The 20,726-nt window shown below is 56.5% G+C and carries 18 protein-coding genes and 1 tRNA gene; 10 read left to right on the forward strand and 9 right to left on the reverse strand.

Annotated features, from left to right (window positions below):
* Positions 1–11 precede the first annotated feature (11 nt).
* Both ACZ5OO_RS00755 and ACZ5OO_RS00760 read right to left on the reverse strand, forming a co-directional pair.
* On the reverse strand, positions 12–545 hold the full coding sequence (locus ACZ5OO_RS00755; protein ID WP_464078290.1) for a hypothetical protein: 534 nt from the start codon (positions 543–545) through the stop codon (positions 12–14).
* Between the two features lie 55 nt (positions 546–600).
* Complete coding sequence (locus tag ACZ5OO_RS00760; protein ID WP_464078291.1) at positions 601–1,191, reverse strand: hypothetical protein; 591 nt, start codon at positions 1,189–1,191, stop codon at positions 601–603.
* Between the two features lie 111 nt (positions 1,192–1,302).
* Between ACZ5OO_RS00760 and ACZ5OO_RS00765 the strand changes: the two genes are divergently transcribed.
* Positions 1,303–2,178 carry a prenyltransferase gene (locus tag ACZ5OO_RS00765; protein ID WP_464078292.1) on the forward strand — a complete coding sequence of 292 codons (876 nt, stop codon included), beginning with the start codon at positions 1,303–1,305 and terminating at the stop codon, positions 2,176–2,178.
* A gap of 2 nt (positions 2,179–2,180) precedes the next feature.
* Here the strand turns inward: ACZ5OO_RS00765 and ACZ5OO_RS00770 are convergent, their stop codons facing one another.
* Complete coding sequence (locus ACZ5OO_RS00770; RefSeq protein WP_464078293.1) at positions 2,181–2,690, reverse strand: hypothetical protein; 510 nt, start codon at positions 2,688–2,690, stop codon at positions 2,181–2,183.
* Positions 2,691–2,833: 143 nt separating this feature from the next.
* Here ACZ5OO_RS00770 and ACZ5OO_RS00775 point away from each other — a divergent pair, with 143 nt between their 5' ends.
* The 4 genes from ACZ5OO_RS00775 to ACZ5OO_RS00790 all read left to right on the forward strand — a co-directional run bounded on the left by ACZ5OO_RS00775 (position 2,834) and on the right by ACZ5OO_RS00790 (position 7,239).
* Positions 2,834–3,511: a 2-oxo acid dehydrogenase subunit E2 gene (locus tag ACZ5OO_RS00775; protein WP_464078294.1), complete on the forward strand. Its 678-nt coding sequence runs from the start codon at positions 2,834–2,836 to the stop codon at positions 3,509–3,511.
* A gap of 170 nt (positions 3,512–3,681) precedes the next feature.
* A complete protein-coding gene (locus ACZ5OO_RS00780; protein WP_464078295.1) occupies positions 3,682–4,365 on the forward strand; it encodes a DUF2258 domain-containing protein in 684 nt (227 codons plus the stop codon).
* An 80-nt stretch (positions 4,366–4,445) separates the two neighbouring features.
* Positions 4,446–5,741, forward strand: coding sequence for an ABC transporter substrate-binding protein (locus tag ACZ5OO_RS00785; protein ID WP_464078296.1), 1,296 nt, complete (start codon positions 4,446–4,448; stop codon positions 5,739–5,741).
* Positions 5,742–5,868: 127 nt separating this feature from the next.
* Complete coding sequence (locus tag ACZ5OO_RS00790; protein WP_464078297.1) at positions 5,869–7,239, forward strand: ATPase domain-containing protein; 1,371 nt, start codon at positions 5,869–5,871, stop codon at positions 7,237–7,239.
* Here ACZ5OO_RS00790 and ACZ5OO_RS00795 read toward each other — a convergent pair.
* The gene (locus ACZ5OO_RS00795; protein ID WP_464078298.1) at positions 7,223–8,185 is read right to left on the reverse strand and encodes a sodium:calcium antiporter; all 963 of its coding nucleotides are present in this window, start codon (positions 8,183–8,185) and stop codon (positions 7,223–7,225) included. The genes ACZ5OO_RS00790 and ACZ5OO_RS00795 overlap by 17 nt on opposite strands.
* A gap of 168 nt (positions 8,186–8,353) precedes the next feature.
* Here ACZ5OO_RS00795 and ACZ5OO_RS00800 point away from each other — a divergent pair, with 168 nt between their 5' ends.
* From ACZ5OO_RS00800 to ACZ5OO_RS00815, 4 genes are read left to right on the forward strand one after another with little or no spacing between them, the layout of a single operon-like run.
* Entirely contained in the window at positions 8,354–9,703 is a 1,350-nt protein-coding gene (locus ACZ5OO_RS00800; protein WP_464078299.1) for an ABC transporter substrate-binding protein, read from the forward strand.
* A 15-nt stretch (positions 9,704–9,718) separates the two neighbouring features.
* Positions 9,719–10,543, forward strand: coding sequence for a carbohydrate ABC transporter permease (locus tag ACZ5OO_RS00805; protein ID WP_464078300.1), 825 nt, complete (start codon positions 9,719–9,721; stop codon positions 10,541–10,543).
* A complete protein-coding gene (locus ACZ5OO_RS00810) occupies positions 10,540–11,361 on the forward strand; it encodes a carbohydrate ABC transporter permease (protein WP_464078301.1) in 822 nt (273 codons plus the stop codon). The genes ACZ5OO_RS00805 and ACZ5OO_RS00810 overlap by 4 nt, the downstream gene beginning before the upstream one ends.
* Positions 11,361–12,347, forward strand: coding sequence for an ABC transporter ATP-binding protein (locus ACZ5OO_RS00815; protein ID WP_464078302.1), 987 nt, complete (start codon positions 11,361–11,363; stop codon positions 12,345–12,347). The genes ACZ5OO_RS00810 and ACZ5OO_RS00815 overlap by 1 nt, the downstream gene beginning before the upstream one ends.
* On the opposite strand, the gene ACZ5OO_RS00820 is transcribed toward ACZ5OO_RS00815, so the two are convergent.
* The 5 genes from ACZ5OO_RS00820 to ACZ5OO_RS00840 form a co-directional block, all read right to left on the reverse strand.
* A complete protein-coding gene (locus ACZ5OO_RS00820) occupies positions 12,341–13,750 on the reverse strand; it encodes an IMP dehydrogenase (RefSeq protein ID WP_048812987.1) in 1,410 nt (469 codons plus the stop codon). The genes ACZ5OO_RS00815 and ACZ5OO_RS00820 overlap by 7 nt on opposite strands.
* Positions 13,751–13,793: 43 nt before the next feature.
* Positions 13,794–15,278 (reverse strand): glutamine-hydrolyzing GMP synthase, encoded by a 1,485-nt coding sequence (gene guaA / locus ACZ5OO_RS00825; RefSeq protein ID WP_464078539.1) that lies wholly within the window; start codon positions 15,276–15,278, stop codon positions 13,794–13,796.
* Positions 15,279–15,348: 70 nt separating this feature from the next.
* Positions 15,349–17,085, reverse strand: a complete 1,737-nt coding sequence (locus ACZ5OO_RS00830; RefSeq protein WP_013266778.1) for an adenine deaminase C-terminal domain-containing protein — start codon at positions 17,083–17,085, stop codon at positions 15,349–15,351.
* A 336-nt stretch (positions 17,086–17,421) separates the two neighbouring features.
* Entirely contained in the window at positions 17,422–19,302 is a 1,881-nt protein-coding gene (locus ACZ5OO_RS00835) for a hypothetical protein (protein ID WP_464078303.1), read from the reverse strand.
* A 182-nt stretch (positions 19,303–19,484) separates the two neighbouring features.
* A complete protein-coding gene (locus ACZ5OO_RS00840; protein WP_464078304.1) occupies positions 19,485–20,405 on the reverse strand; it encodes a hypothetical protein in 921 nt (306 codons plus the stop codon).
* Positions 20,406–20,649: 244 nt separating this feature from the next.
* Here ACZ5OO_RS00840 and ACZ5OO_RS00845 point away from each other — a divergent pair.
* A tRNA-Thr gene (locus ACZ5OO_RS00845) sits at positions 20,650–20,722 on the forward strand.
* Positions 20,723–20,726: the final 4 nt, after the last annotated feature.

Here is a 20,726-nt window from a genome sequence, read left to right on the forward strand (position 1 = left end):
TCTCCAGGTATTTATTGATTAACACTGACGTGCTGGGGCAGCTCGAAGGCCACGCTCTCATAGCCCTTCACCTTGGTGCCGCTCCTGACCCTGACGGAGAGCACCCTGCCGTCCTCCGAGAGCCTGGCCTCGCCGCTTATGTCAAAGCTCTTTATCCTTCCTCCCCTCGGCATTATCCAGTAGACGGTGTAGTCGTACTCCGCCACGGCCTCCTCATACATGTTTTCATAGGTGTTGGTGCCGCTCAGGGGCCTGTAAGGTATCTCTATGAAGAACGTGGCCGACGAGAGCCTCCTTAAGCCCCTGACCTCGGCCTTGGCTGAGAGCACGAGCGCCCTTGAGTAGGAGCTGTTTATTACGATCTTCTCATCGTCAAGAATCCTCTGCATCTCAGCCCTAAGCCTCTCCTCCTCTTCTCCCTCGCTCCCTCTGCTGATCAGACTGTAATATTCTTCCTCCTCGTCGGAGTACTCGAACACTATGGTATAGAATATGGTCCCAGGGGTGACGTGAAAGAAGCCGTTGCCGTAGATGGGCCTTGCCATCGCTGACCGCCCAGGAGGCTGTGGCCCTGGACCTTCTAAGCTGAAGCGGCCAGCCTTAGTGCTTGAACGCGGGGCCCAGGTAAAGGAACAGCTGCACAAGGGTTAACGGCATGAATGCCCAGCCTGCAGCCACCTGCCTTATCGTGTGAACTCCCAGCCTAACCCTAGCCCACGTCAGGGCGGCCGGTATAGCAAAGAGGGGGAGCAGCGAGAGGCCGTCCAGGTAAACGATTGCGGTAACTATGGCGGACGCCGTTGAGACGTGTATGCTGATCTTAAACTTCAACAGGAGCGTCACTATTATTACTATAGCTGAGTTGACCAGGTAAAGCACCTCAAGGAGCAGGAGTCCCCGGCTGCGGCTCACGAGAGCAGTTGTTATTATGCCGACCACGTACGAGGCCTCGGCTAACATGAGCGGCGCCAGCCTCTGTGACGTCCTAACTACGTCGAAGGAGCTCACGAGCCCGAAGGCCCTCAGAGCCGCCAGTAAGGTGAGGGGGAGCAGGGAGTAGGTGAACACCGCTATAGCCGCTCCCAGCGGCCCATAGCCCAGCGCTGGGCTGGCGGCCAGGAACAGCGCTGCTGTCATTACAGTTGGATGGAAAATCCAGGAGAACGCTGCAGCTAAGTTCTCAGCCTTCAAGGTAATCTCCTTGGTTCCTTGGCTTTCTTCATATTAAAAGCTCTACCCGTGGATCCACATCTATACCCTGCCTTTTAGAGATTCCCGGCATAGCGGTCCCGGGCTAAGAAGATGGCAAACTTAGTAGACTACATAAAGTCCACCAGGCCTTGGACTGTGGCGTTCTCAGCGCTAATTTACATGCTAGGCGTGTTCGCTGCGGTCAGGCTGGGCCTGGGCATAAGCTACCTCCTCGTGGGTCTGGGCCTTGCTGGGGAGGCCCTGGTGCACACCATGGTTAACATGTTCAACGACTACTTCGACTTCAAGCTCGGCTTTGACTCGGCCCCCAGCCCCGTCAGGCTTCACCCAATACTTAACGGCATAACCAAGCCCTGCAACCTGAGGAGGGACGCCATCGCCGTTGGCCTCGCTGGGCTCTCGCTGGGGGTCGCGGTGACTGTGCTGGGCAGGCCCCTGGCCATGGTGTTTGGCCTTATAGGCATATTCTTCGGCTACGGCTACAGCGACCCCCGCATAGGCTTCAAGTACAGGGCCCTCGGCGACCTGGCGTACCCGCTTTCAATGGTTGTCCTGGCAGAGGCGGGCTTTTACCTTGCGAGCGGGAGGCTCCTGCCAGAGGGCCTCCTGGCCGGCCTGCCGGTGGTTATTGCCACTGAGGGGGTGCTCTTTGCAAACTACTGGAGGGATACGGATAGGGACCGCTCCCTAGGCGCAAGGACCCTAGCGCAGGTCCTGGGCCCCCGGCTGTCGGCCGCCTACTACGCGGCCGTTCTCCTCGCCTCCTTAGCGTCAGTGGTTGTGCTCGTGACCATAGGACTATACCCGGTCCTCTCGCTTGTGTCGCTGGCCTCAGCAGCCTACGCGGCGAAGCTGCTCAGGGAGTCTATGGCTGGGAGGCTGGAGAAGCTTGACTTTGAGACAGCCGTTTACTCATACCTAATCGGTTTCCTGGTGCTCGCTGGAATGGCCTTAAGCCTAGCTTAAATTTAGACCGTCATGTTTGTGCCGCCTGCTGGCTGGGACGCCGCCAAGGCCTCGGCCCTCCTTATGAGCGTGCGCTCGTGCAAAACCATGGCACCCGCAGCTATGTAAAGCACTAGCTGAATGATATCTATTATAGACATGACTCCAACTATGATCAATATAACTCCAATTGCTAACGATGCGGAGGAGGCGCCGCCGAAGTTCATGTTCAAGGCCATACTCCTGGGCGCCAGCAGCGCAAGGCCCAGGGCCAGCCCTACGACGCTCACCCCGAGCAGGTAATAGCCAAGTCCCCTGGCTATGGAGATGACCTCAGCTAAAGTCTCGTTCAGCTGGGACTGACTTATGTTTGGCACCCTCTCCACTAGGACGCTCCTTAGGTAATTCATGGCAATCGGGGACCTTATGTAAAAAATCATAACGTAGGACATCACGAAACCTATGAGGCTTGCCACGGTGACAAGCACCATCCCTATTGCGAAGAACTTAACGTCTGGCCTTATTTGCTGCAAACGTCAGCACCCAGTGCCTTGACGTGAGGGGACTTAAAAAGGGCTCACCAGGTGCCCTGCCTTTGTAACACCACCTTACGACTTGTATATCGCCTTTTGAACGGATATTTACCTGAGGGCCCTAGTTGTAGCGGAGAAGCGAAATGCCCACCCAGAGGAGGTTAGCGGGCGCTGAGGAGTTCTTCGCCGCATCTATGACGTTACGTGAGGCGGGCCCTAGGCTTAGCCTCATGAGGCTCATGTCATTTGACGGCATGATTAAGGCGAGGGAGGAGCTCAGCAGGAGGGCGCCGCTTCAGAGGCTCACGCCGACGGTAATCCTGCTTAAGGTTCTGGGCGCCCTGCTCTCAAGGCCCCAGTATAACGAGCTTAACTCCAGGGTTGACCAGGACACGGTCATAACTTACGAGTCCGTCAACGTAGCGCTCCCAATATATAGGGAGAGGGGGAGAACGACAGTCATAGTAGTTGAGGATGTAAACAGGAAGACCGTTGAGGAGCTGTCCTCAGAGGTGAGGTCGGCCAAGGAGGGCACCGACTACTCAAAGGCCACGTTCCTCCTCGTAAACCTCGGCGTGATGGGCATAGACGCCATAACTGGCATCAGCCTGCCCGGCATAGCCTCGTCGGTAGCGATAGGCAGGATCAGGAAGGGGCCTGTCTACGACGAGGCCAGGGATAGGACGGTCACTGCGAACATAGCGTGGGTCACGCTTACTGTAGACCCAAGGGTGGTGGGGCCGGACGTCACAGGGTCCTTCCTGGCGGACCTGGCCAGCGTGCTGGCTAACAAGGACCTGGTGCTTCAGCTCTTGTCTTGAGTAGGTGGCTCGGTAACTTTATGTGAGGGTCAAGACTTACTAAAACCGTCTGCCAATTAAGTTTTAAAAAGCTTGATAAAAGTGCCTGCCAGGCCTAGGTATATAGTCGGTTCTTTCAAATTATTTATATATAGTGGGCCTGCTACCAACTATATTAGTGGGCGTCTGCCTTGCCCCGACTAAGTACAGGCCTCATAATAGTGGGCGCTTACGCCACAAAGGTTCGAAGGGCGCTCTTCGCGCTGCTCAGCGACAGGGCTAAGGGGGACAAGGAGTGGTCCAGGAGGATTGCCTACTCATCAGCCCAGCTCAACAGGGTGCTCTTTGAGCTCCTGGTGAGGAAGCTTAAGCTTGATAAGGGTGACGTAGTCAGGGTCAGGATAGAGTTCGACGTTGATGAGAACTCCAAGGAGATCAGGTGGAAGTGGAACACCCTAGCCGTGGAAGCCTTCAGGAGGGTTAACCAGGAGGACCTGAACGCGGCACTGCGCGACACCATTTCCACCGCGGAGCGGCTGGCGGCCATTCCAAGGTATTCGCTTGTCAAGCTGGGCTCCACAATAGATGGTGACGTACTTTACTCGCTCAGCTTAAATGGCGAGGACGTGGGAGCTATCATAGTGACTCCCCTTGAAGGGGGCGTGCTCATAAAGGGGGGCGCCGTCCTCTCGCCAACGCCGGCCACAATAAAGAGGTCACAGCTTAAGCTGAGGGGCCGCACCCCTGAGGACGCTATAATGGACGCGCTGCCAGGCCTCTTACAGGAGGAACAGGATCAAGAGCGCGCATCTAAGATTATAAATGAGCTCAGGTCAAGGCTAAGCCCTGAGATAACAAGCTCGGATAAGCCATAATAGTATCAATTAGTGCCCTGCATATGTATAAATATGTATAAAATTCCTTCCTTTTGATGTTGATGACTGGTGGGAATGAAATGAGAGCCGGCATGTCCTCCGTAGCAGTTGCCGCGATAATAGTTATCATAATCGTAGCCGCTGTGGGAGGTTACATTGCATATAACGCCTATTCTCATAGGCTCTCAGCTGCACCTAAGTACATACTTGTTGGTACCGTTTACGACAATAGCGGAAGCCAGGCAGTGGACTCTCTGGCACAATACGAGGGCCTTGAGCTCTGGGCGAGCTGGGTCAACAGCCACGGCGGCATATACGTCAAGCAGTACGGCAGGAACCTCACGGTTAAGGTAATAGCCCTCAACGCGGCCAGCAACCCGTCCACTGCTGAGAGCGACTACGAGACGCTTGTCAACACTTACCACGTGGACGTGCTTGTGGCTGACTTCGGCTCAGTGATGACAGCGCCCGCGGTGAGCTTCACGAACGCCAGCCACGTGCTGCTGTGGGACGTGACGGCTAGCGCCGTTGGGCTCTTCACTAATAACAACTACATAATAGACACCTCAATACCCGTCTCCGAGGTCTGGATGAAGAACGTGGCTGACTTCCTGAAGTATGAGGGGGTCCGCAACGTTTCCGTCATCTGGGACGACAATGACTTCAACGCCTTCCAGTCCTACTACCTGGGCTACTTCCTTAGGCAATACGACATACCTGTTGTCTACAACACCAGCGTGGCCACCGACACCACGCAGTACCTATCGCTCATAAGCGCCATGGAGTCCGAGCGCCCATTCGCAGTCATAGAGCTGGGCTACCCCACCAACGACGAGGCCTTCCTGCCTCAGCTCATGGCCTCTAAGGCGTGTTTCCCACTGGTGTTCACGAACTACCCAGGCTTAATGCTCCCAACCCTGCTGAGCGACATAGGGAGTGACATGAACGGTACCTTCACGGCGGTCTTCCCGCCCATAATAAACTACACGCCGCAGATGGCCTCAAAGCTGGGCCTCCAGTGGTTTGGGCCCACGCTGCCCCAGTTTGAGCAGATGTTCGAGCAGGAGTTCCACACGAGCGGCGTTAACTATAACAACATAGCTGGCTTCAACGCTGGACTCATAATTCAGCTTGCCATACAGGACGCGGGCACGCTGAACCAGGCCGCCCTCAAGCAGGCCGTGCTCAGCGACGTAAGCGGCAAGGTGATGACATTGGCAGGAGTCTTTAACGTCACGTCCAACGGAATGCAGGTAGGAGAGGCGCCGCCCATAGGGCAGGTCTTCGTCTGGCCTAACGGGACGACCACTGTTAACATAGTTTACCCACCAGCGTTCGCGAACAGCACGGCGGTAATACCTGAGCCATGCCCGTAACCTTCAGTGACGTCTTAAGTCCTGCCTCTTAGCAGAAGTATATAAGGCGTTTGCTGCCAGCATTGATAATTTTATTTTAAAAGGGCCTGCTGGCCAAAAGCCAAGGAATGAGAGACTGTAGCCCCTGGTGTCTCATTTGGCTACGTCAACGTCTGATGAGATAACTATACCACTAAATGCATGGTATAAAGTTGCGGGCAGCATAAGGAGGGGCTCCATAATACTGGTCGCCGGCTACCCCGGGGCGGGCAAGACCACGCTGGCGAGCCAGTTCGCCTACCAGGGCGCCTCCTCCGGGGAGCCCTCCCTTTACGTGAGCTTCGTGGAGCCCAGGGAGGACTTCATGGCAAACGCGCTTCAGTTCAACATGGACTTCAGGCCCCTGGAGGGCAGGGGCCTGTTCAGGTACTACGAGGCGCTCAGCGTCAGCGACCCGGAGGCCCTGGGGGACGTGGTCGAGGACGTGCTGTCGCAGGTTGACTCTATGAACGCCAAGCGCGTGGTAATTGACAGCGTCACAGCGGTCGAGCAGCTGGCCCGGGACCCGCCGAGGGCGAGGGAGATAATGCACTCGGCCCTTTACCTGGGCCTGAAGAGGAGGGGGGCGACGGCGCTGCTTATAGCCGAGCTCCCCGTGGGCCAGGAGGCCTCAGGCCTGGGGCCCGAGGAGTTCATAGTTGACGGCATAATAGTCCTGAGGTACAGGGTCGTCAAGGGTAAGCTGGAGAGGTACGCGGAGGTGAGGAAGATGAGGGGGACTAACATAAAGAGAAGCGAGTTTCCTATAGCGATAACCCCCAGGGGGGTCGAAATAGTGGTACCGCCGGACATATCATCGATGCCCAGCGGCGTGAAGCCGCGCAGAAGCTTCTCACTGCTGGGGCTGAGGATACCTGAAGGAGCTAATATCCTTGTGGCTGTCGACCCCTCTGTGGACCCCCTTAAGATAACCACGCTGCTTCTAGCCTCCTCCGCCATTTCGGCTGGGCTTAAGGTCGTCGTTAAATCGTTCATACACGGGCCCTCCACTATAAGGGACCAGGTAAGCGAGTGCGTTGGTGATGACCTTCAGGGAAAGCTATTAGTGCCTACCTACGAGCCTTCATCTATGAGTGGCGGTGAGCTGCTGGCCAACCTCTTCAGGCTCGTTGAGGATTTCAAGCCAGACGTTGTTATAGATGAAGGTAATAACGTGCTTCTAGACCTGCTGGATAGGGATGACTACACTAAGGTCATCTATGGGTGTCTGCCCTACTTAGCTACAAACAACGTGGTCACATTCCACATATACCTGTGGCCTTCCGAGAGAGTTTTCGAGATCCCGCTGGCCAAGTTCTATGACTTTGTAATCTCCGTGAGGCCCGTCGGGGACTTGCTCGAGGTCAGGCTCCTCAAGACGTGGGGCGAGGTGCTGCCAGGGGGCAGCACTTACCTTAAGGCTTCAGACTTTACTTCCTGCGACTTCATAAAGTCGAACGGCCTCAGGCCCATATCATAACCAGGTAAGCCGCCAACCCTCCAAGCCCCAGCAACATTGTGACCCATGATATCCTTCCCCTCCACACCTCATAGGCAGCTGTTGCGCATGCAAGCTCAGTGGCGGCCACGGCTGCTATCCCGTGAGGCCCCAGCTGCCATGGAGTTGTCAGCAGCCCCACCGCAGGGTAAACGGTGGCGTAAAGCACCATCTCACCTATGAGGGCGCCCACGGCGAGGCTGTCGTGGCCTCTTAGCTCCCAGAGAAAGGCGACGCTTGACTCAGGAACTGCGGTGGCCAACGGAACCAGGAGCACTGAGACTTCGAGGGGGGAGAGCCCTAAATGATGTGAGGCAGCGACCACGCCCCTCACCAGGACCCCTGCCCCCACGTAGAGGCCAGCCAGTGAGAGCAGGAGCTGAAGGAAGCCCCAGGCCAATCCAGCCCTCCCCATGAATGACGATTTGAAGGGCTCGGCCAACGGCTCGCCAGCCCTGCTTTGCGTTGCAGTGAAAACCACGTAGGCGGCCATCAGCAGCGCCGCTGCCAAGTACTTGGCTTTGCTGTCGGCCAGCAGCTCGGGGGCTGCCACGGAGGGGAAGAGCGCAACAAAGACCACCAGGGGCGTCAAGAGCTCTTCCTCAGCCGACAGCCCTCTGCGGCCCCTCAGCAACGAGAAGGCCACGAGCAGGGGCAGCATCAGCGTGGACACGAGGAAAGGCTCCCCAATGACAGTGCCCTCCGCCACCTCGCTGCCCCTGCCCCCGTGGTAAGCTATTAGAGCGTAGAGGATCACGACAAGCTCTGGGATGGACGTTAAGAGGGGCGTTACCACGGAGCCCAGCAGGCCAGTCCTAAGGCCAAGCCTAAAGCCTAGAAATTCCATAGAGTTCCCAAAGACTATCGAGGACGCTAAAGTTAGGGCGAGGCCTGCCGCGACATCAAGCTGCCAGACCAGCGCTGACACCTTCCACCAATCAAAGTCTTCCCCTCCTTTAAATGTGGCTGGGCTTGAGCAGGCATGAAATAATTATTTTTAATATTAATTTATTTTTGTCTTTAAAAATAGTGGGACACATGCGAATTTAAACACGAGCTCCCTACAATAACCTGTACTCAGGGAGGTGTGTTTTCCTTGCACAAAAGTAGGGGAAGTAGGCGGGGGTCTATCTCAACTGCAGTGATGGCAGTCATAATAATAGTCGTAATAGTGGCTGTTGTGGTCGGCGTCTTCCTTGCAACATACCACCCAAGCAAAGTTATAACTATCACTTACTATGACGACCTGTCGCCTACGGAAGCCAGCGTATTCCAGAATGACATACTGCCCGAGTTTGAGAAAACACACCCCAACATACATGTAGATTACATAGACGCCAACGCTAATGACATAGCTAGTGACGTAGAGGCGCTGGTTCAGGCCGACAAGAAGGAGCCGGTAATAATAGGGGAGGACAACATGGTAATCGGCGAGCTGATCTACGGAGGGGACCTGATGAACCTCACGCCCTACATAAGCCAACTGCTATCAAACGTCAGCCTGATACCATCCATGAAGGCTATAGTTGACTATGAGAACAGCGTCTTCCACGCGACTTACTTCGTGCCTCTCAGGGCCAACGTGCCCCTGGTGTTCTACAACGCCTCCCTCTTCAAGAGGCTCGGCATAACCCCGCCAGCCAACTGGAGCGAGCTGCTCTACGACGCCCAGCTAATCTATAACAAGACGGGCATAAAGCCAGTCATGTTCCAGGGACACGGAGGCGCCAGCACCGCCACGGAGCTCTATCAGTGGATGGTCCAGGCCGGCGGCAACCCGCTCCTCTTCAACGACTCAGGCGACGTCTATGCCTTTGAGTTCCTCTACAACCTGTCCCAGTACTTCGCGCCTGACTATGTGCATGGCTACTGGGGAAGCTACAAGGGCCTACTTGACGGAACCTACTTCATACTAGACTACCAGTGGCCCTACATCTGGTCAACCTACATAGTGCCCGCGGGGGCCCAGAACAACATAAGCTTCTACCCAGGCCCAGTGGGACCCGCTAATGGCGACCACCTGATAGGCGGCGACGTGCTTGCCATACCTAAGACCGCGACGCACATCCACACCCTGCTGGAGTTCGCCGAGTTCCTCCTGTCGCCCCAGGTTCAGAGGCAGTTCATAGAGCTCCTAAGCTGGCCTGCTGTGAACCAGCTGGCGTACCAGAACCTGCCATCTAACATAAGCGGCATTTACCAGGCCCTCGAGGAGGCCCTGAGCAAGCCGTTCTTCAGGTTACCGGTGTCGTGGCAGAGCGAGTGGAACACGCTGGCGGACGAGGCCTTCGTTAAGATAATAGTGGACCATGCCCCCTACAGCCAGATACCCAGCATACTGAGCTACTACAACCAGCAGATGTACAGCTATCTCAAGACAACGTACAACGCTACGGTGGCGCAGGAGTACGAGGAGGGCAAGTTCGCCCCACTCTACGTTCCATAAGCAATGGGGGTTCACATGAGAAAGGACTACCTGAGATCTTTTCTTCTCGTAGTCCCCGCCATTGCTTACATAGCTCTATTTGTTGTTTACCCGGCGGCCAGGGCCGTCTACTTCAGCTTTGTGCTGCCTGACGGAAAGTTCTCCCTCTACTACTACAGGTTCCTGGAGTCGGTAGGACTTGAGACGGCCATAATAGACACCATAGCTGTCACCGTGGGCGCTTTAGCGGTGCAGCTTGCCTTGGCCTTAGCTATAGCTAGCCTGCTTACCAAGGAGTTCAGAGGAAAAAAGGCCGTCTCTACCATACTGATAACGCCTATGGGCGTAGCCACAGTTGTGGCGGCCGTGACGTTCAGCTTCATATTTGAGGTCACGGGAGGCTACGCCAACTCTATGCTTCACCTGATCGGCCTCAGGGGCATAAATTGGTACGCCAACGACGCCATGTCGTTGTTGGTGGTCATACTTTCAGACGCCTGGAAGAACACGCCTATAGTCGCCCTCATACTTATGGCTGGCATGAGCTCGATACCGCAGGACCTTTACTACGCGGCCTCCGTTGACGGCGCCGGCCCCCTGAGGAGGTTCTTCTACATAACGCTCCCCAACCTCAGGGAGTTCATAGCTATCGCGCTCATAATTAGGGGTGTTCAGGAGTTCAACATATTTGCCCTGCCCCTCATACTGATAGGCTACCACCCGCCCCTCCTGACGACGCTGGTATACGAGCTTTACACCACTAGCTTCCCCGCAGTGGGGCCTTCGTTGGCCGCCGCCACGGTGCTCCTCCTGTTCATACTGGCCTTCCTGGCAGTTATACTCAGGGTGAGGGGAAGATGAAGGCTGGCAGGGCCCTCATTTACATAGCCGCTGGGATACTGTCGCTGCTTTTCCTCCTTCCAATTTACATATTAATTCTCATAGCTTTCCAGCCGCCGAAGTACACAATAGCTGCGCTCTATCCATCGCTTGTGCCTAAGAGGCTAACCCTGGCCAACCTGGTAGCGGCCCTGAGCGGCACAGCTTTCATAGACCCCTTCCTGAAGAGCGTTGAGACAGCCACGCTTGTAGGCATTATAACCTTGATACTGGCGATACCCGCCGGTTATGGCCTCAGCAGGCTGCCCCCCAAGGTCTCATACCCTGTACTTGTGCTCATACTCCTTACAAACATAATGCCCGGCGTCGTCATAGGAATACCCATAGCCGTCCAGTTCATAAGGATAGGCCTTTACGAGACAGTCGTGGGGCTAGCCCTCGCGCAGACCCTGGTGACCTTGCCCCTAGCGACGCTGATACTTCAGGGCACCTTCTCATCGATACCCAGGGACCTGGAGTACCAGGCCATGATTGACGGCGCAGGCCTGTTAGACAGGCTCCGCTACGTGCTCCTGCCTAACTCAGCCCCCGGCATAGCTGCGGCTTACCTGATATCATGGATGTTCTCGTGGGACGAGTTCACCTACGCCATATTGTTAATGCCTTATCACTCGACGCTGCCGGTGACCATATACACAGATGTCACAAGGGGGAACCTCCTTGCGGGGGCCGCATTCTCCGTGGTCTTCACGATACCAGTAATAGTATTAACCTATGGCCTTCAGAGGTACCTAAGGGGGGAGTACATCTCAGGAGGGCTCAAGGGGGCGACGACCTGATGACCATAGAGCTCATCAAAATAACTAAGAGGTACGGCAGCACTGTAGTCCTCAACAACGTCTCAGAAAAAATAGAGAACGGCGAATTCTTCGTTATACTTGGCCCCAGCGGGGCCGGCAAGTCGACGCTCCTGAAGATAATAGCTGGCATTGAGAGGCCCGACAGCGGCAGAATAATAGTTGATGGAAAGGACGTCACCGACACTCCCCCGGAGAAGAGAAACATAGCCATGGTCTTCCAGAGCTACGCGCTCTACCCCAACATGAACGTTCATGATAACATAGCGTTCCCACTAAAGATGAGACGCTATCCCAAGGATGAGATTGAGAGGAAGGTACAGGAGGTGGCCAAGCTGCTCAACATAAGCGACATACTGCACAAGAAGGTGACCCAGATAAGCGGAGGGCAGCAGCAGAGGGTCGCCCTGGCCAGGGCCATGGTCAGGGACCCCTCGTTCTTCCTCCTGGACGAGCCCCTGAGCAACCTGGACGCTAGGATGAGGGCCATAGCCAGGGGCGAGCTGAAGAAGATCCACATGGAGCTCAAGAAGACGTTCATCTACGTGACGCATGACCAGAAGGAGGCTATGAGCATGGCCACTAGGATTGCAGTGCTGCATAACGGTGTCTTCGAGCAGGTCGGGTCGCCTCACGAGCTCTATGAGAGGCCCCTTACAAAGTGGGTTGCCCAGTTCATAGGGGACTACCCGATGAACTTCCTGCCTGGGAATGTCATAGGTGAAAAGGACGATGTTGAGATAGGGTTCAGGCCTGAGTGGGTCGAGGTTGGCAAGGGAGAGCTTGAGTGCCGCGTGGACTCGCTGGAGGTCGTTGGGGAGCTGAGGTACCTCTTCTGCAGCCAGGGCCCGCACTCCCTTACGCTACTGAGCCGTGAGCCCTATAACATCGGTGACAGCGTAAAGTTCGAGGTCACAAAGTACAACGTCTACAAGGAGGGACGGCTGCTCAAGGCCGACGCTCACTGACTCGCCCTGAAGAGCTCGCCTGGCACCTGCTTTGGTATCGCCATTCCAAATCTGGCCTTCTCCCACAGCTCCCTTATGTTTGAGGCCCCTGCGTACCCGAGCCCCGCCCTTATGCCCTCCGCCAGGTCAGCCAGCACGGACACCACCGACCCCCTGTAGGGAACCACGCCCTCAACTCCCTCAGCGACCCTCTTAGAGGCCCGAGTGTATCTGTCGACTGCGAACCTCCTCTCCATGGCGCCTCTGCTGGCCATACCCCTGTACGGCTTATACGCTGAGTCCCCGATCCTTATCAGCGGCGCCGAGGCCTCATCAGTGCCCGCCAACAGGTAGCCTAACATCACGCTCGAGGCCCCAGCCGCCAGGGCCTTGACGGCGTCGCCCGACGACCTTATTCCCCCGTCAGCTATTATGGGCACGTCGCCTGCCCCGTGCTGATCGATGGCGTCCCTCACAGCGGCGACGGCCCAGAGGGCTGGCGCGTACGCCCCGCCAACGCTTGATGTGGTGCATATTGAGCCTCCAGCTATGCCGACCCTGAAGCCATCAACCCTCTCAACTACCGTGAGGGCGTCTACCGCGGCCTCATAGGTACCTATGTTGCCTACCACGAAGTCCGCTGAGACCTCCTTCGCCATGACTTTAGCCGCAGTCATAGCTTCAACGTTGTGGAAGTGCGCCACGTCAGTCACCAGGGCATCGACGTACCTGTCAAGGAGCCTCGCCCTCTCCAGGTCGAACGGCGATACCGCGGCCGCCACCAGAAGCCTTCCCTCCGAGTCAAGTGAAGGCTTGACCCTGTTCAGTGAGGAGTCGAAGGTCACGGTGCCCACGTAGGCGTTTCCTGGGGCCACTATTGCAACGGTGTCCGACCCTCCAGACTCCAGGAAGTTCAGCGCATCCTCAACGTGCCTCACGTCGAAGGCCTTCGAGGGCTCCGCGAACTCCGCCACAGGCCTGCCGCTGCAGCCTCTCAGCGACCCGGCCCTGACGTGACCTAAAACCTTGCCATCGGCCGAGACCAACGGGGCGTCCCTGAGGCCCAGCGACCTAAGGTCATCATAGGCTCTGCTGCAGTCCTCATCAGGCGTCACGTATATCCTCGAGGTGGGGATCGGAGGAGCGCTCTTCACCCTGCTCGCTATTTCCGCCTGCTGCTCCTTGGGCATGTTCCTGTGGATCACGCCTATGCCTCCCATAAGTGACATGGCCACCGCCATGTCGTACTCCGTCACCGTGTCCATGGGAGACGATGATATAGGTATGAGGAGCCTCACCCGCCTGCTGAACCTGGTGCTTACGTCAACTTTACTGGGATCCATTGGCGCCCTGCCTGGGACTATGTAAACGTCGTCAAACGTGTACAGCTTCTCAGCGCTGCCGAGCTTTTCAAGGAATCCCATGCTCTCCACCACGTGGGACCTTGAACGCGCTGCTTTTATAACTTTAAACGGGCTCTATGGTTGACGGTGGCTTGGTGGTCACAGCGTACGTTACCATCACAACCTCAGGCACCTCAGACGTTATCCTTGAGGCTATGCGCTGCAGCAGATCATACGGGAGCCTCGCCCAGTCAGCAGTCATGCCGTCCTCGCTTTCAACGACCCTCACTGTTACTATGTAGCCGAAGGCCCTCCTGTCGCCCTTGACTCCCACCCACTTGTCGTCGCCAACGACGGCAAAGGCCTGCCAGACCGAGTTGTAAAGGCCCGCCCTCCTCAGCTCCTCCTCTACTATCATTGACGCCTTCCTTACTATCCTGAGCTTCTCCTCTGTGACCTCACCTATGACCCTGACCGCGAGGCCGGGCCCTGGGAACGGGTGCCTCATAGCAATGCTCTCAGGGATGCCGAGGGAGAGGGCGAGCCTCCTGACCTCGTCCTTGTAGAGGTACCTGAGGGGCTCTATCACCCTGAGGCCCAGGTCCCTGGGAAGGCCCCCCACGTTGTGGTGGCTCTTAATCCTGTCAGCCCCCGCCTCAGCGCCGCTTTCGATTACGTCAGGGTATGTCGTGCCCTGAACCAGCCACCTTATCGAGCTGTCCGAGGTGGCCACCTCCTTGAAGACTTCGGCAAACACCTTCCCTACTACAAGCCTCTTCTGCTCAGGGTCCGTCACCCCCTTCAGGGCCCTCAGGAACCTGTCAGAGGCGTCTATGTAAATGGGGTTCAGCCCCAGGGACTTCAGCGCGCTTAGCACCTCCTCCGCCTCGCCCTCCCTCAACAGGCCGTGATTTATGAAGACCACGACCGCCCTGTCGCCCAGGGCCCTTTTTGCTATGACTGCAGCCGTGGTCGAGTCGACGCCACCGCTGACCGCGACTATAGCTTTATCTTCACGAGGAACCTGGGACCTCACCTGTTCCACGAGCTTCTCGGCGAGGCCCTCAACGCTCCAGGTGGGCCTTACCTTAGCTACCTTGAAGAGGAAGTTGGCAATCAGCTTCACCCCTTTCTCCGTGTGCCTGACCTCTGGGTGGAACTGAACCCCGTAGATCTTGTCACCGGCCTTCATGGCTGCTATGTAGCCCGTGTCCTTTGATGTGGCCAGAACCTTGACGCCGGGACCCACCGAGGCCACGTAATCCGAGTGGCTCATCCAGACGTCCTCTTCCCTGCCCCAGCCGTCAAAGAGCGGGTCAGGCCCGTCAACCGTGACCCTGGTCCTCCCGTACTCTCCCTGCCCCCTCTCCACCCTCCCCCCAGTCATCTCGGCCAGGAGCTGGTGCCCATAGCATATGCCCAGCACGGGAAGGCCGAGCTTCAGGACCCAGTCCCCTATGGCAGGGGCCCCCGGCTCGTAGACGCTGCTCGGGCCCCCGGACAGTATTATTGCCCTGGGCCTCAGCTCCTCAACGGTGCTCTGGCTGACCGCGGCGTAAGGCACCACCTCGCTGTAGACTCCGAGGTCCCTGACCCTCCTTGATATCATGTGGGCGTACTGGCCCCCGAAGCTAATGATCAGCACAGTGTCGTGCTCCGCGCTGGGGCTCCACGACACCTCAGGACACCTCAAAGAGGGGCACGTAGGACCTCCTGCCCACGCTGTAGAGGCCCTTGTCTGTGACCCTGAGCTCAGGTATCACTGGCAGAGTGAGGAGCTGTATCTGGTTGAGTACCAGGTCGCCGTCACAGCTGCAGGCCCTGCTGAGCTCGTTGGTGACCTCCTCAAGCCTTGAGGCCACCTCCTCAGAGCTCAGGTCACTCATGAGCCCGGCTATGGGCAGCGGCAGGAAGGCCTTCACCGAGCCCTCCTGCGCAAACGCTATGCCTCCCCCCTTCGCCCTTATGGCCTCCAGGGCGGCCTCCATGGAGCCCCTCTCGTTGCCAACTATGATAATATTATGCGTGTCATGGGCCACTGAGGACGCCAGGGCGCCGCTTACGCTGAGCCCCAGCAGGCCGAAGCCCTGAAGCTCCTTGCCGTACCTGTTTATTACGTGCACCTCGGAAAGGTTGCCTTTGATTATGGGGCGCCCGTCCTCCACCCTTAGTACCTCAAACGACTCTGAGGTTATAGTCGAGCCGTTCACAAGCTCTATCACCCTCGTCTGCACCTGGCCGCTGCTCACAGGCGCCCTAAGCTCAAACGACGGCCTGAAGCTCACCGTTACCGTGTTACCGTCGAGCTGCGACGACACTTTCTTTGGCGAGCACACCGCCTCGGAGCCGTTTATGAAGGTCTGAATGACGCGAAGCTTATCGTCCAGGGAATCCAGCAGGACCAGGTCAGCGAACCTTCCAGGAGTCACCGAGCCGAGCCAGCGCTCAAGGCCATAGGACAGGGCCGGGGCCAGCGTGACTGCCCTCACGGCGTCCACGGGGTCCACGCCGAGCTCTATGGCCCTCCTCACGGCCCTGTCCAGGTGCCCCTCGCGGACCAGGTGAAGGGCGTGAATGTCGTCAACCACTATTGGCACCAGCGGCGAGTACCTCGAGACCAGGTCGCTGAGCCTGTCCAGGTCCCTCCAGCTGGAGCCGAACCTCACGAAGGGGAACACGCCCCTCGAAAGCCTCTCCATGAGCTCCTCCCGCGCGGTGACCTCGTGGTCGTTCCTCACCCCTAGGCTTACGTAGGCGTCGAGCTCTGGGCCTGAGAGGCCCGCCATGTGGCCCTGGACAACCGCCTCCGAGGCTGAGGCCTCGGCCACGAAGTTCATCAGGTCCTCGTCGCCTTCAACGAGCGACTGGAGGTCCATGACCTCGCCCAGGCCTGAGAGGGCCCTGGCGGCCTCAAGGGCCTCGGAGTAACTTATTGAGGCCCCTCCTGCATCGTCCACTCGCCTTGAAGGTGGCACGTTGGGCGGCGCCAGCAGGAACACCTTAAGCAGCGCGTGCCTGAACTCCTCAGCCACGGCATAGACTCCCTTGATGCCAAGCACGTTGCCGACCTCATGTATGTCAACGAAGGCGGCTGTGGTGCCGTGCTTGACAAGCTCCTTGGAGAACTCGCCGGGGCTGAGGAAGGTGCTCTCCAGGTGCATGTGGGCGTCTATGAAGCCGGGGGCCAGGTAGGCCCCCTTAGCGTTAACAACGCGCCTCGCTCGCGACCTGCAGTCGCCGACGCAGGCCACAACCCTGCCCTTAACGCCCACGTCCCAGCCTCCTGTCCTCCTGCCCCAGACGTCGACTACCTCTGCACCCTTTATCAGGAGGTCCAGGGGCTCTAGCCCAAGCGCGGCCCTGGACGCTGAGACCAGTTCCTGAGGGGATGGGCCTACAGGCCTCTCCAGCGTCAACAATCAACACCTTACTACGCTTTATTTTTTGTCTCAGTGTGTTGGAAATGGGGTTAATAGCTTTGCTGTTTACCCATAAGGTCAGCGTAGTATTTAACCTTTGGCATACACACTAAACTTTTGGCCTCCTATGGGCGACAACGGCAAGTCATAGGGTAATTCCCTATGTCTCAAGGGTCCCGGCCTTCACATCAAATGTAGAGTGACGGCCCAAAGCGCGCATTGCCCAGCAGGACTGATTAGGATGTTCAAAAAGGCACTCTTAAGGTAATACTCTTTTACTCTGGGCCGCAGCGACTATATGCTAAATGTCTGCGTACATCAAGGGTAAGCTGATTACCTTCTTCTTATTAGCACCACCGCTGACGCAGCTGCTATTACTGCTATTACAGCTCCGACCGCCACATAGATGGTCGTAGGGCTGGAGTGAGCCCTTGGGGACACCGTATTAGTAGGCAGCGTACTTGTAGATGTGGATGATGTTGAAGTCCCTGTTAAGGTTTGCGACTCCGCCTGCTGTGTCGTAGTTGTTACTGTTGTTGAAGTCGTCTCGCTAACAGTTGTAGTGCTAGTTGTGGTGGTTGTAGTAGAGTATGTTGTAGTCTGAGTGACCGTGGACGCGTTGCTGGGCTGTGGGTATTTGAGCGGGTTCATGTCGTACTGACCTGGGGCCACCTCATACGGCTCATCGCATATGTATGGGTCTGATGGTGACGAGGGTGTCACCTGCGAGAAGCCGCTGCCGTTCGGCAGCAGCCACGCGTTTCCAGCTATTACTTTGCCACCAAGCACGTTAGTGCCAGGCCTTGGCGTGACGTACCAGGTGGCTGTCGAGTTCACAACTTTTACAGGACCGTCAAAGACGTTGTTATATATTAGGTCGTTGTAGGAGTCGTAGAGGTAAAGCGTGTAGTTAGCAGCCTGTATGTCTGAGCCATATATGGTAGCGTTGGGCCCTTTGACGTACACTCCATAGGCGAAGGAGCTTACGTTCACATACACCAGTGAGACGCCGCTTCCTGTGACGTTGATTCCCAGGCCGCTGCGCCCAGTGACCAGGAGCTCGGAGTCCGATATAGTTATGTTAGTGCCCGTCGAGTTTATATCATATGTGTAGCCGGCCTCCCTGACCTCTGACATGTTGATGGTTTCGCCCTTCACTAGCAGCCCTGTGGCCCCCGTTCCATTATACACTACATTATATGATAGGCTAAGCCCGGACAGCCTTATGTGGCTGCCGAAGGCCTCAACTCCTACCCTGGCCGTATATATCGTGACGCTGTCCACGTTCACGTGGCTGCCGTTAATTAGAATGCCTATGCTGTCACCGTTGGCCTCTATGTCTGAGAGGTTAACGTAAGAGCCGTTAACCTCTACGCCCACCTGGCCTGAGCCCGCGGTGACGTTGAGCATGGTCACGTAGCTGCCGCGCACGCCCACGCCATAGCTCTTGCCGTATAAACCGCTCTCCACGTTGAACGTAGAGTTGACCACACTTATGTGGCTGCCGTTAAACGTTGCCCCAAACCTGCTCGAGGAGGCGCCGCCTATCACGGTTACATAGTCTCCATTAACTACGATGCCGTAGCTGTTATCCGGGTTAGTCACCCTCTCCAACTTAACTTGGTTGCCATTAACTGCGACGCCTATGTAGTCACCAAAGGTGTTAACTTTGTATATGGTTATGTTGTTGCCAGTTATGTTAATGCCGCGCCCGCTGCTTGGCACAAAGGCGTTGTATATGCTTATGTTGTTGCCCCACAGCTGAAGGTCTGCCGTGAGTCCCTTCTCCAGGGAGGCGTTAATGACGCGTATGTCGTTGCCGCTTCCATTCACCACATAGTAATACTTCCTGACAACAAGGTCCTCTATGGTTACGTTACTGGCATTGTTTATAAGTATGCCAACGCTTTCGACGACGCCAACGCCGATAATTACCCTGCACCCTGTGATTACATGGCCTTCTCCATTTATTATTACGTTGCTCGCGAACACGCCTATCGTATAGTTATCGCTGCACACGCTGATGTTGCTAGCTATAACATAGTATCCTGGCTTTGTTATATTAATAGGTCCCGTTATTTCCACGGGATCCTTCGAAGCGCTGTAAACGCTGTTGGCGTTCTCGCCCACGCTAAATGATGAGGCCGGCCTTCCGTGGGCTGCCAGTGCCCCCAGGGGCTCGCCCACTAAGGCAGTTATAGTCACTAATGCCATGAACACTATTAAAACAAAAGCTAGATGCTTTTCCTTACTCATTTTAGGTCTATGAACGGGAGAATGGTATCATCTAAATGTGCTGGTATATAATAGAAGATGCATCTATCGATATAAGCATCTAGCAGGTCCTCGTGATACACTAAGTTTCAAAGTCAATTACATAAATTGAGTTATAATACTCAGCTCCTAGCGCGCGTTGCGCTGCTTATGCTGTTCAGCTCCCTGTAAGCCTTTATCATGCTTCCTATTCCTATGCCTCCCACCACAGTAAGCACGAGGACCAGCCCTACGTCCACAGCGTCTAGGTTAGGTATTGGCACCCCAGTGCTCAGGGCCAGGTAATCTATTGTTGGGAACAGCACTATGAGAAGGCCTATCACCACAAAGGCTAAGCCTCCGTAGTATAGGGTCCTTCCAGCGGTGGCCGCGCCCAGCCTCTTCACGCCCTCCTCGCCCAGGCCCTTAAGCCTTGCCAGGTTAGCAAACGCCGCCCCAAATATTATCTGCATCGTCATTGTTCCAAGCCCAAACATCGCCCCAGGCAGCGGGGCGTAGAGCAGGGAGCCGACCCTCGGCGCGAGTATGAACGTTATTACGCTGGCGTAGGCGCCAAAACCGAAGCCAGCTATGAGGCCATGAACTATGGTCATCTTAAGCGGCACGTCCCTCAGCTGCTCGTATATGTTCTTCCTCTCAGCTGCCCTCCCGTGCGTTCTGCTGCCCAGCAGCCTGTCAAGCTCAAGGTGCAGGTACTTGCCCTTCAGTATGTAGGACCCAGCTATAGCCATAACTATTCCAACAACCACGTAGACCGGGCCGTCGAGGTTATACTTTTGATAGAAGTAAGCCAGCCCGAGGAACCCAAGGGTCGTCAGGAGCGCCCTCTGCAGCGTGAACCCGAGCGAGAAGAGGAAGCCCGCCTTCATGCCCCCCTTGGTGCTGTACTTGCCAACGGCGTAGCTGAAGGTTATGGGCCACGTGTGCTCGTCCGGCGTCGCGCCGTGCAGGAGGCCCAGCACATATGAAATAAGCAGTATCATGCCCAGCGACAGGCCCTGCGGCGGGTTCAGCAGCCACTCGACCCAGCCCCAAGCGCTCATTGTGCACACTCACCAAAGGAACTGATGCTTACTGTGCACATATAAACCTTACTTTAGACTTACTATACTGCTATGCCGTTGCCTAAAGTAGTTGTATAGGCCTGTAAGGTGTTCGCTCGTGGCTTACTCTGCCATGCTTAGGGCTCAAAATTACTAGAAGTTCATAGCAGTAGGGGCGACGCAAAGGCCACAAAAGTTATAACTAGCTAGGAGGAGAGGGAGCTGGGGGCCAAAAGCCCCCAGCGCCGCCGTAGCTCAGCCGGTAGAGCGCTGCCCTGGTAAGGCAGAGGTCCCGGGTTCAAGTCCCGGCGGCGGCTCTGC

The sequence above is a fragment of the Acidilobus aceticus genome (assembly GCF_055392325.1).